Raw genomic sequence first — 4,867 nt, forward strand, 5'->3', positions numbered from 1 at the left:
AAATCCTTGAGCAACTCCGGGTTTATACTATTACCATCAGTTTTAACCAGGAAGGAAGTTTGAGCTTTAGGAGCATTTCTAAATATTTCATCATTGATAAACGCTTGAGCATTTACCATTGAAATAATATCTCCTGGAAGCCCCAAACAGCGCTTTACATAATGTATTCGCATATCTGTCGGATTATTTCTCGCGTCAGGGGGGTAATTGAAAACCACTACGTCGCCCCTTTCCACATTACCGAGACCGGGTAATCTAAAATAGGGAAGCTGGATGACATCCCAATAAGTCTTAAATTTCGACTCCCCAATTCTCGATTGCAAAAAGGGAACTGATATTGGAGTTATGGGCATGCGCGGACCGTAAGAAATCTTACTGACAAACATATAATCGCCAGTTAAAATAGTTCCTTCCATTGATCCGGTAGGGACCGCATAAGCAGAAAACAGAAGGCCTCGAATTACTGTTGCGGCAATTACGGCGAATAATAAAGCATCGAGCCACTCTCTTGATTTGCTTTTAGTTTTTGAAGTTTCGCCATTCGCGAAAAACTTATGGCGGGCGAGAAATGGAATTTTCATAACCTAGCTTTTGATTTATATGATGCTTGGCTGAATATATTGTTACATTTTCGGCAACATCCAAACTGTATAAACCTTCCGGTGTTGTATTTATCAAGCTGCGAAATGAAAAACTCTCTATTAAAATTCACGCCGACCAGTATATATTGCCCGACAGCAGAAATACATATCGATCCGTGGAAGCCTGTTGACCGTGCAATTATTACCCACGCACATAGTGATCACGCTAAGTTCGGATGTAAACATTATCTGGCTCATAAAGATTCAGAAAGCATTTTACGCCTCCGTTTAGGAGAAGATATTTCCCTCCAGACGGTCGAATATGGTCAAGAATTCAACATAAATAATGTCAAGTTTTCCCTTCATCCTGCAGGCCATATTTTAGGTTCTGCCCAAGTGAGGGTTGAACACAAGAATGAGGTATGGGTGGCCAGCGGTGATTACAAGCTGCAAGACGATGGATTTTCTGCACCCTTCGAGCCGGTAAAATGTGATGTATTTATAACCGAGTCTACGTTTGGGTTGCCAATTTATAAATGGCCGGAACAAAGAATCGTTATGGACGACATACGTGAATGGTGGCTTCAAAATAGATTAAATGATAAATCGAGCATTTTGATGGGCTACTCACTGGGTAAAATGCAGCGCCTGATCCAGAATCTCCAGCCATTTGACGGCCCTGTTTATGCACATGGAGCTACATTCAACATGAACGAACGGTTAAGAGCCGCTGGACACGATCTTCCGTTTATCCCTCTGATTACGCGTGATACAGACCGGAAACTATTCAAAGGCGCGCTGATCCTTGCGCCCGGGTCGGTCTTGAATACCAGCTGGATCAAGAAGTTTGAACCCTATTCAACAGGCTATTGTTCCGGGTGGATGGCCGTAAGGGGTGCAAAGAATAGAAAATCCATTGACCGGGGATTTGTCTTGTCTGACCATGCCGACTGGAGCGATTTAGAAACAGCTATTGCTGAAACGAACGCGCAAAAGGTTTATGTTACACATGGATATACAGCAACCTATTCCCGATGGCTCAATGAAAAAGGTATAGAAGCCGCTGAAGTCAAGACCATGTATGGGCAGGAAGAAGAAAATGCAGAGGAAGAAATAATCATTACGACATGAAGCGTTTTACTGAACTTTTCCTTCAACTCGACCGAACTAACAAGACCAATGAAAAAGTTGAACTTCTCAAGGGATATTTTCTGTCGGCATCTGATGGAGATAAAATCTGGGCACTTGCGTTATTCACTGGAAGAAGGCCACCTCGAAAGATTAAATCCGCACAAGTACAAGAATGGGCTCTGGAGCTGGCGGGGATACCGCACTGGCTCTTTAGGGAAAGTTACGCGAGTGTCGGTGATCTTGCTGAAACCGTTTCGCTAATTTTACCTCAACCTACGGAAACTGGAGATGAAAAGACCCTGGCGGAATGGTTTGGAGCACTGGCAGCACTTAAAGACGCGACCGATGAAGAAAAGAAAAAATTTATTTTAAATGCATGGATGCAGCTTTCGGCCTTTGAAATTTTTGTATTTAACAAACTTCTCATGGGTAGCTTTCGTATCGGTGTTTCACAAACATTAGTAACCAGAGCCATTGCTGAAATCAGTGAAAGCACGCCGGCAATTATATCCCACAGACTTATGGGTTCATGGGAACCGGGCAGCACTTCTTACAAAGAGCTTATTCATCAGGAGAATCCAGCCGACGAACTTTCCAAACCCTATCCTTTTTACCTTTCATATGCCATCCAGGGAACAGTGGATGATCTTGGAGAGCACCACAAATGGTTCGTGGAATGGAAGTGGGACGGAATCCGGTCGCAGATGATTTACCGGAACGGCGAATTGTATATCTGGTCGCGAGGCGAGGAATTAATAACCGATAAATTCCCTGAACTTCTTATACTAAAAGATCATTTGCCTGAGGGAACTGTCCTTGATGGAGAATTAATATGCTTTGGGGATACCAAACCTTTGTCGTTTAATGTGTTACAAACGCGTATCGGGCGTAAGAATCTCACCAAAAAGATTCTCGAGGAAGCGCCCGCGGTTTTCATAGCTTATGATATCATGGAATTCGAAGGGGAAGATGTTCGAAATAAGGAACAGCAGGAACGACGAAAAATCCTTGAAAACATTGTTGATTCGGCTTCCATTCCTGCTGTGCTAAAACTATCGCCTCTCATCGAATTCGATCACTGGCGAGAACTAAAAGAGCTTCATTTGCGGGCCAGGGAATTCGCTGCTGAAGGATTCATGCTAAAGCACAAAGAAGCAAAATATCTTACAGGCCGTAAAAAAGGCGATTGGTGGAAGTGGAAAACAGATCCACTCAGCATCGACGCTGTGTTGGTGTACGCTCAAAAAGGTAGCGGACGTAGAGCCGAACTGTATACCGACTACACTTTTGCAGTTTGGGATGGCGATAAACTCGTTCCATTTGCCAAAGCATATTCAGGGTTAACCGACAAAGAAATCGGAAAGGTCGATTACTTTATAAAGCGAAATACCTTAGAAAAATTTGGGCCGGTAAGAACGGTTAAGGCAAAGCTTGTTTTTGAAATCGGATTCGAAGGAATAAATGCATCGAGCCGGCATAAATCCGGCATAGCTGTACGGTTTCCAAGAATACTAAGTTGGCGGTTAGATAAAACCGTTCAGGAAGCCGACACTATTGAAAATCTCCGGATATTGCTGGATCAATTTGGATAAAACTAACACGTTTTCGAAGTGATAACCGTTATAAATTGAACGGGTTTTTTAATGATCTGTAATGACATACTCATTCAGGGTAATTAAGTTTTGAACCGCATCACCCATTGTATTGTTAAAATAGGCATAAACTGTTTTTCCATCCTCTAACCATGATTTAACGTATTGAGAATACTCATACAAGAAGTCTTCCGAATAAGAGCCACGGTAATTGCCCCCGGGTCCGTGAAACCTCAGATACACATTCGGCCCATCTTGTTCGATAAAATCCATTTGAGAACCCGCTTTATCATGTAATACGATGTTTGCATTATAATTTTCAAGCATCTGGTGGGTTTCTTCAGTATACCAATGTCCTTTCCGGAACTCCAGAAAAACTGCCCATTCAGAATCAGGATCCACCTCGCGAATATTAATGAGGAGTCTTTCTACCTGTCTAAAAGCAGACAAGCCCAGTTTGGGAGGAAATTGAACTAATAAACATCCCTTCTTATCAACAGCTGTATTTATTACCTGCATAAAGCGATGTACATCGTCATCTTTAAATAACAGGTCTTTAACATGGGTAATATCCCGCCAGAGTTTATAGGTAAATCTGAATCCACCCGGAACTTCTGCCGTCCATTTAGCAACGGTCCGTGCCATGGGAATTTTATAGAAAGAACTATTTACTTCAATACTATTAAACAAATGGGAGTAATACGCCAATCGGGATCCATTCTGAAATTCCAGAGGATATTCGGCCTTATTCGGCACTGGCAAGGCCATGCCACTAGTTCCTGAGTAAAATTTTTTTGGTAAACTCATGTGGTGATAACAGGGAGAGATGGGATATGGTTTCGATTTCCGAGGTTCCGTTTTACCAATACAGATTTAAGGAATGACTACACAAACCCGGTAAGAAATTCGGTCCTAAACTTTTAATTATGAATTTTGTTCTCCTTAGTGTATGCTTAATGAGGATAATGGAATAAAACCTGATGTGGAAAAGCCTTTTTTCTGGTTTAAAGGAAAGTGTAGGCTTTACTTTAGGCAGCCCGGAAACACAAAAGGTTAAACCACTGAGCAAGAAGGAACAACGGAAGTTGGAAAGGGAACAGAGAAAGAATGAGCGCAAGGAGAAAAAAAAGAGGAACTCCAAAACCGGGCTCCTCTTTATTATACAGGTACTTATTCCTCTTCTTAGTCCATTTTAACAAACTTCACCAAAGAAGGTCTGTCGTGTTGAATTTTCTGGCCAGTTGGCGTTAATAAACCGGTTTCCTGATCTCTCTTAAAGAAAATTATCTCATTAGTCCCCTGACTGGTAACCAACATCCAGTTACCCGATGGATCTATATCAAAAGTACGACAACTCTTACCTCCTATCGGCTGTCTTCCAATAACTGTTAATTTTCCAGTCTTCTTATCAATAGAATAGATGGCAATCTCGTTCAATACATTACGGGTATTTGCGTACAGGAATTTTCCATCAGCAGATACCTGAATATCTGCCCCATCCGGTTTACCGGTATAACTCGCATCGGCCATCTTGATCGTTTGGATTAAATCGATTTTTCCTTT

6 protein-coding genes are annotated in these 4,867 nt (G+C 42.0%); 3 read left to right on the forward strand and 3 right to left on the reverse strand.

Annotated features, from left to right (window positions below; all coding sequences use genetic code 11):
• Window positions 1-581 (reverse strand): signal peptidase I (gene lepB / locus WBJ10_RS15680; RefSeq protein WP_424291970.1); only part of this gene is annotated, 581 nt, incomplete at its 3' end.
• A gap of 105 nt (window positions 582-686) precedes the next feature.
• Here lepB and WBJ10_RS15685 point away from each other — a divergent pair.
• On the forward strand, window positions 687-1,712 hold the full coding sequence (locus tag WBJ10_RS15685) for a ligase-associated DNA damage response exonuclease (RefSeq protein ID WP_424291972.1): 1,026 nt from the start codon (window positions 687-689) through the stop codon (window positions 1,710-1,712).
• A complete protein-coding gene (locus tag WBJ10_RS15690; RefSeq protein WP_424291974.1) occupies window positions 1,709-3,304 on the forward strand; it encodes an ATP-dependent DNA ligase in 1,596 nt (531 codons plus the stop codon). Before WBJ10_RS15685 ends, WBJ10_RS15690 begins: the two co-directional genes overlap by 4 nt.
• A gap of 48 nt (window positions 3,305-3,352) precedes the next feature.
• On the opposite strand, the gene WBJ10_RS15695 is transcribed toward WBJ10_RS15690, so the two are convergent.
• Window positions 3,353-4,111, reverse strand: coding sequence for a DUF72 domain-containing protein (locus tag WBJ10_RS15695; protein ID WP_424291976.1), 759 nt, complete (start codon window positions 4,109-4,111; stop codon window positions 3,353-3,355).
• 173 nt (window positions 4,112-4,284) lie between these two features.
• Between WBJ10_RS15695 and WBJ10_RS15700 the strand changes: the two genes are divergently transcribed.
• The gene (locus WBJ10_RS15700; protein ID WP_424291978.1) at window positions 4,285-4,500 is read left to right on the forward strand and encodes a hypothetical protein; all 216 of its coding nucleotides are present in this window, start codon (window positions 4,285-4,287) and stop codon (window positions 4,498-4,500) included.
• Here the strand turns inward: WBJ10_RS15700 and WBJ10_RS15705 are convergent.
• A partial coding sequence (locus WBJ10_RS15705; RefSeq protein WP_424291980.1) for a lactonase family protein occupies window positions 4,487-4,867 on the reverse strand: 381 nt, incomplete at its 5' end. The genes WBJ10_RS15700 and WBJ10_RS15705 overlap by 14 nt on opposite strands.

The sequence above is a fragment of the Daejeonella sp. genome, from assembly GCF_049655485.1.
Lineage (GTDB): Bacteria > Bacteroidota > Bacteroidia > Sphingobacteriales > Sphingobacteriaceae > Daejeonella.